The organism is Mesorhizobium sp. M1A.F.Ca.IN.020.04.1.1 (genome assembly GCF_003997315.1).
GTDB lineage: Bacteria > Pseudomonadota > Alphaproteobacteria > Rhizobiales > Rhizobiaceae > Mesorhizobium.
Window position 1 is genome coordinate 1 of the sequence record NZ_RZSN01000262.1, and the last position, 5417, is coordinate 5417.

6 protein-coding genes and 1 pseudogene are annotated in these 5417 nt (G+C 66.5%); 5 read left to right on the forward strand and 2 right to left on the reverse strand.

From position 1 onward, the window contains the following. Positions 1-947 (reverse strand): FAD-dependent oxidoreductase (locus tag EOA49_RS29860; RefSeq protein ID WP_127243524.1); only part of this gene is annotated, 947 nt, incomplete at its 3' end. Positions 948-972: 25 nt separating this feature from the next. Then, entirely contained in the window at positions 973-1422 is a 450-nt protein-coding gene (locus tag EOA49_RS29865; protein WP_127242304.1) for an Rrf2 family transcriptional regulator, read from the reverse strand. A 602-nt stretch (positions 1423-2024) separates the two neighbouring features. Between EOA49_RS29865 and tauA the strand changes: the two genes are divergently transcribed. From tauA to EOA49_RS29890, 5 genes and pseudogenes are all read left to right on the forward strand, one after another. Continuing rightward, complete coding sequence (gene tauA / locus EOA49_RS29870; protein ID WP_127242285.1) at positions 2025-3038, forward strand: taurine ABC transporter substrate-binding protein; 1014 nt, start codon at positions 2025-2027, stop codon at positions 3036-3038. A 147-nt stretch (positions 3039-3185) separates the two neighbouring features. After that, positions 3186-3959, forward strand: a complete 774-nt coding sequence (locus EOA49_RS29875; RefSeq protein WP_164749324.1) for a taurine ABC transporter ATP-binding protein — start codon at positions 3186-3188, stop codon at positions 3957-3959. Beyond that, a complete protein-coding gene (locus EOA49_RS29880; protein WP_127243525.1) occupies positions 3956-4816 on the forward strand; it encodes an ABC transporter permease subunit in 861 nt (286 codons plus the stop codon). Before EOA49_RS29875 ends, EOA49_RS29880 begins: the two co-directional genes overlap by 4 nt. 14 nt (positions 4817-4830) lie before the next feature. After that, positions 4831-5004 carry a hypothetical protein gene (locus tag EOA49_RS29885; RefSeq protein WP_127242204.1) on the forward strand — a complete coding sequence of 58 codons (174 nt, stop codon included), beginning with the start codon at positions 4831-4833 and terminating at the stop codon, positions 5002-5004. A gap of 229 nt (positions 5005-5233) precedes the next feature. After that, positions 5234-5417, forward strand: a pseudogene (locus EOA49_RS29890) (sulfonate ABC transporter substrate-binding protein); the annotation flags it as partial.

Sequence of the window (5417 nt, forward strand, 5' to 3'; positions counted from 1 at the left end):
TCGGTGACGCGGGCGTGGACCTCCGGCGCCAGGCGATGCCGGTGGATGTCCCACCAGGCCTTGGTGTGCTCGACGAAACGGCGCTTGGCCGAGGACGGCCAGTTCTGCCAGATCTTCTGGTTGAAGGGGCGCAGCCCGTCGACGACGTCGCGCCAGTCGATGCCGGCCTTCTGGTTCTCGCGGATCAGGTCGCGGAACCAGCCGACGAAATAGGAAAGCTGGGTGCCGAGCGGGATGTCGGCGACGTCGAGCTTGATCGGATTGCCCTTGCGGTGCGGCGAGGGCAGCAGGCCGCGCCGCGACACCGCGACGATCTCGCCGCGATGGCCGCGCTGCTCCAGCGACAGGAAGGCATCGACCATGCTCAGGCCCGTACCCAGCACCAGCACGCGGGCATCCGGGTCGAGGGCGGTGTCGGCCTCGGTTCCCATCCGGATCGCGTGGCCCTGGCCGGCGCCCGGCTGCTCGTCATGGCCGGTGGCAAGCACGGCGAGATGGGCGACCACGCTGGTGCCGTTGGCGAGCGCCACCTCGACCCCGGACGCGGTCGGCGAGATCGACAGGCTCTCCTCGCGGATCAGGCGCAGGCGCCCGGTCTCGCGCTCGCGCGCCTCCAGTTCGTCGAGCAGTTCCTTGAGATAGCGGGCATAGAGGCTGCGCGGCGCGTAGAACGGTCCCTGATCCGGCCTGGCGAGGCCGCGCTCCAGCACCCAGCGCGCGAAATTGCCCGGATCGTCGGCATAGGCGCTCATGCCGGAGGCGTTGACATTAAGCACATGGGCGGAAAGCAGCGTCGAATAGGCCATGCCCTGGCCGAAATGCGGCCGCTTCTCGATCAGCGTCACGCGCAGGTCGGGGTTCGGCGATTTCAAGAGATGCGCGGCAAGCACGACGCCGCTGGCGCCGCCGCCGACGATGATGATCGAGTTCACGCGCCCGGTGCTCATGCGCGCACCGATAGCTTTGGCCGGTTCAGGCCTGGATTTTCTCGGCGACCGGCAGGTCGTCGACGGCGATGTCGCGCATCTCGGCGAGGCTGCGCTGGTCGAGCACCTCGGCGATCGCCTGCCGGACCTCCAGCATCAGATGACGGACTTGGCATGTCGCCTCGTTGCAGTCTTCACAGTGCTGATACTGGGTGCGGCTGGCGCAAGGGATAGGGGCAAGCGGCCCGTCGAGGACGCGCACGACATGGCCGACCTTGAGCTCGTCGGCCGGCCGCGCCAGGCGGTAGCCACCTTCCTTGCCCTTGCGGCTCTGGACGAAGCCGGCATTGCGCAACTCGCCGAGAATGGCGTCGAGGAATTTCTTCGGGATGGCATTGTTGGCGGCGATATCGCCGACGAAGGCAAGCTGCCCGGCCGGCAACTGCGCCAGATGGACGAGCGCCTTGAGACCGTACTTGCCTTTTTTCGTGAGCATGGACCGAACGATTCTCTGTCATGCGACGGCCGGCGGCCATCGACCATCGAATGCCGGACGCGCCTTTCAACTGCGTCCAAGCATACATGACACATAAATTCTAGTGACATGATATACAAGCCAGAGCTGTTGATTTTGCTTCGTTTTCAGGCGGCTGCGGCGATTTCACGCCGCGCCGTCGGAGATGACCGAGAGCTGGACGGCCGCGCTGCCAGCGATTGGGTGAGCATGAGAGGTCCGGTCGCTCATGGTTCTCAACTCCCTAATGTCGATAAGGATATTGGAGTTATCGGCGGGGGGAGGGAATGAGGTTCCAATTCAGTTGGTGTTTGGGGCATGGATTTACCCGAATGACGTGCCCGGCGGATTTCTTGTTCGCCAGCGGTGTGAGGCTTCGGCCAATCTCTGTCCGGGTATCAGCTGCAGCGACGGTCAAGGCGGCGGCTTCCTCCTAGCCGGCCTATGCGCCCCATCCGCTCATCGCCAGTAGCTTTTTTCCTCCCAACCCGGCATCCGTGAAAGAAATTAACTCCACAAACCCCATAGAATGAGCTGACTATGAAATGGCAATCCAGTTTCTCGAGCTTTTTTGGAGCCCTTTCATGTCAACCATTTCACGACGCATCGTCCTGCTGTCGTCGGCCGCGCTCGCCGGCGCTGCCTTCCTCGGCCCGGCGCAGGCCGACGACCTCAAGATCACCATCGGCTACCAGACGGTGGTCGAGCCTTCGAAAGTGGCGCAGGCCGACGGCGCCTATGAGAAGGCGACCAAGGCTGCGATCGACTGGCGCAAGTTCGATTCCGGCGCCGACGTGATCGCGGCGATCGCTTCCGGCTCGGTCGATATCGGCTATGTCGGGTCGAGCCCGCTGGCGGCCGCCGCCAGCCGCGAGCTGCCGATCCAGACCATCTTCATCGTCGGCCTGATCGGCGAATCGGAGGCGCTGGTCGCCCGCAACGGCGCCGGCGTCGAGAAGATCGCCGACCTCGCCGGCAAGAAGGTGGCGGTGCCGTTCGTCTCGACCACACATTACAGCCTGCTCGCGGCGCTCAAGCATGAGAACGTCGATCCGAAGTCGGTCGAGATCCTCAATCTCAGACCGCCGGAGATCGCCGCCGCCTTCGCGCGCGGCGACATCGACGCGGCCTATGTCTGGGATCCGGCGCTCGGCCAGATCAAGACGACCGGCAAGGTGGTGCTCGATTCCTCGCAGGTCGCCGCCTGGGGCGCGCCGACCTTCGACGCCTGGATCGTGCGCACCGATTTCGCCGACAAGCATCCGGAAGCCGTGCGCGACTTCGTCAAGGTGACGGGCGATGCCTATGCCCAATTCCTCGCCAAGCCCGAGGCGTGGTCGGTGTCGTCGCCGGAAGCCGCCAAGATCGCCAAGATCACCGGCGCCAAGGTGGAAGAGGTGCCGCAGCTGCTCAAGGGCTATGTCTTCCCGACGCTCGCAGAGCAGGCTTCCGACAAATTCCTCGGCGGCGGCACCGTCAAGGCGATCGAGGCGGCCTCGGCCTTCCTCAAGGAGCAGGGCAAGATCGACGCCGTGCTGCCCGACTACTCGAAATATGTGTCGTCGAAATATGTCAGCGAGGCGCAGGCCTCGAACTGAGGCATGAGCCCGGAGCCGGCCTCCGGTTCCGGGATGCGCCGTACCAGACGCGCGTCCTCTTCCCTGACGCCGCGTGCTGCCTGCCCCGAAACCGTCGACGAGGATCGGTTCCGGGGCAGGCGGATTCTCAATCTTCTGGAGCAGCCAATGTCGCATCTCGTGCTCGACAAGGTCTCGGTCCACTATGAGGGCCAGCCGGCACCCGCCATCGAGCGCGTCTCGCTCGACATCGCCAAGGGCGATTTCGTGGTGCTGGTCGGCCGTTCCGGCTGCGGCAAGACCTCGCTGCTCAATGTCGCCGCCGGCCTGGTCGAGCCGGTGCGCGGCGCGGCCTCGATCGCCGGCAGGCCGATTACCGCGCCCGGCCCGGACCGCGCCGTCGTGTTCCAGAACGATGCGCTGTTCCCCTGGCTGACGGCGCGGGAAAATGTCGCCTTCGCGCTGCGGCTGCGCGGCGTGCGCCCTGACGAAAGAGCACGGCGCGCCGACGAGCTGCTGAAGCTGGTCAAGCTCGACAATGCCGGCGACAAGCACATCTGGGAACTGTCCGGCGGCATGCGCCAGCGCGTCGGCCTGGCGCGCGCGCTCGCCGCCGAGCCTCAGTTCCTGCTGCTGGACGAGCCGCTCGGCGCGCTCGACGCGCTGACGCGCGAGCGCATGCAGACGACGCTGCTCGATCTCTGGGCGGCGGCCCGGGTCGGCGTGCTGATGGTCACGCACGGCATCGAGGAAGCGCTGGTGCTTGCAACCCGCATCGTCGTGCTGGCGCCCGGGCCGGGGCGCATCGTGCGCACATTCGAGACCGGCTTCAGCCGGCGCTACGCGGCAGGCGAGGCCATCCGCACCATCAAGGCGGACCCGGCCTTTGCCGCGGCCCGCGCGGACCTGACCGACGCGATCTTCGAGGGAGAAGCAGCGTGAGCGTGACCTCCTACACCGAACGGCCGGCCACCAAGGCCGACGAGACCGACTCGCTCTCCGTGCCATGGTCGCCGTCGCGACCGAAGCGGCGCGGGGTCTCGGCGCGCGCGGTCAGCGCGGTGACGATCCTGGCCGTGCTGGCGGCATGGGCGCTGTCGACCCGGCTGCAGCTGGTGCCGGCGGTCTTCCTTCCCTCGCCCGCCGCGGTGTGGGCGAAGTTCCTCTCGGTCGCCCGCGACGGTTTCGTCGACGCGACGCTCGTCCAGCACATCGCCGCCAGCCTCGGCCGCGTGTTCGCAGCATTGGTCGCGGCGCTGCTGGTCGGCGTTCCGGTCGGCATTGCCATCGGCATCAGCAAGGTCGGACGCGGCATCTTCGATCCGCTGCTCGAGTTCCTGCGGCCAATCCCGCCGCTCGCCTATCTGCCGCTGATCGTCATCTGGTTCGGCATCGGCGAGCCGTCGAAGATCCTGGTGATCACCATCGCAATGCTGGCGCCGGTGGCGCTGTCGGCGGCGTCCGGCGTGCGCGGCGTCTCGCAGGAACGCATCAACGCGGCACGCTCGCTCGGCGCGACGCGGGCCCAGCTCGTCCGCCACGTCATCCTGCCCAGCGCGCTGCCCGCGATCCTCACCGGCCTGCGTATCGCGCTCGGCGCCGGCTGGTCGACGCTGGTCGCCGCCGAACTGGTGGCGGCGACGCGCGGGCTCGGCTTCATGATCCAGTCGGCCGCCCAGTTCCTCGTCACCGACGTCGTTGTGATGGGCATACTGGTGATCGCGGCCATCGCCTTCGTGCTGGAATTCATCATCCGCAGGATCGAGCGCGGGCTCGTTCCGTGGGCGGGACGGGAGTGATTGGAGGAATGATGATGACCCATTCCACCGCCGTGCTGTTCGCCCAGGTCGGCAACTGGCTGCTTGCCTGGAAGAGCCGGCCACTCGATGAGCCGCCCAGACCGCCGGGCCGGCTCGACGCCGAGCGCGACCGGCTGCCGCCGCGCGACGAGAGTTTCTATTGGGCATGGCAGTACTGGTCGCAGTGAGGTGCCGGTTTGGTCACCGTACCTTCGTCATCCTAGGGCGGAGCAGGAGCGAAGCGACGTCGCGGAGACCCTAGGATGACGAAAGCCGGTTGCCGCAGAAAACAATTCCGGATTGCGGCCACAACTCGCAAACCCTTTCCTCTACAGTTTATAGAGATACCTAGCCTTGATCCATCTTCAAACCGGCGCGGGAGTTCCCCACGCCGATCCGCAGCGATGGAGAGGGATCATGTTCAGCCTGACAAGACGCGTTTTCGGCCTCGGCCTGCTGGCGGCGACCGTCGCCCTCGGCGCCACGTCCTCCGGCGCCGCCGCCGAGGGCCTAAAGCAGTTCAACATCGGCTACCAGAAGACCGGCCTGCCGGTCATCACCAGGCAGCAGCAGATCCTCGAGAAGGCGCTTGCCGACAAGG

Excerpts from the sequence above, each read along its gene's own strand:
- EOA49_RS29865 (WP_127242304.1), bottom strand. The coding sequence starts at position 1,422 with ATGCTCACGAAAAAAGGCAAGTACGGTCTCAAGGCGCTCGTCCATCTG.
- EOA49_RS29885 (WP_127242204.1), top strand. The coding sequence starts at position 4,831 with ATGACCCATTCCACCGCCGTGCTGTTCGCCCAGGTCGGCAACTGGCTG.
- tauA (WP_127242285.1), top strand. The coding sequence starts at position 2,025 with ATGTCAACCATTTCACGACGCATCGTCCTGCTGTCGTCGGCCGCGCTC.
- EOA49_RS29875 (WP_164749324.1), top strand. The coding sequence starts at position 3,186 with ATGTCGCATCTCGTGCTCGACAAGGTCTCGGTCCACTATGAGGGCCAG.